This window comes from Shewanella sp. 10N.286.52.C2 (assembly GCF_002874545.1).
GTDB lineage: Bacteria > Pseudomonadota > Gammaproteobacteria > Enterobacterales > Shewanellaceae > Shewanella.
On sequence record NZ_MCTV01000087.1, the window covers coordinates 1 to 328 of the forward strand.

Consider the following 328-nt stretch of genomic DNA (forward strand, 5'->3'; position numbering starts at 1 on the left):
CAAAGTTTTGATCTTTCAACTCAGGTAATATGTTCAATAAGTAATTTGGATCACCGTACATTTCACCACTAACAACGCTCACAGCATCTCTATCGGTTGATGGCACATCAATGATTGGTTTAGCTGGATGAAAGGTCATATCTTCAGGAGAGTTACCACCTTCGTACATTTTCGGAAACAGTTTATTTACTGAACCATGGTTTTTAGGTTGAAACTCATTGTCATGGCACCAGAAACAAACACCGACTTCACCATGTCCTTCTGGAGCACCGTTATTACCATGACATTGAGCACATTGGTAAGGTGCCACGGCGCGATCCGCTTCATC

The 328-nt window shown here is 42.1% G+C and carries 1 pseudogene; it reads right to left on the reverse strand.

Going from position 1 to position 328, the window contains the following annotated elements:
- Positions 1 to 310: pseudogene (locus BCU94_RS19375) on the reverse strand (hypothetical protein); the annotation flags it as partial.
- Positions 311 to 328: the final 18 nt, after the last annotated feature.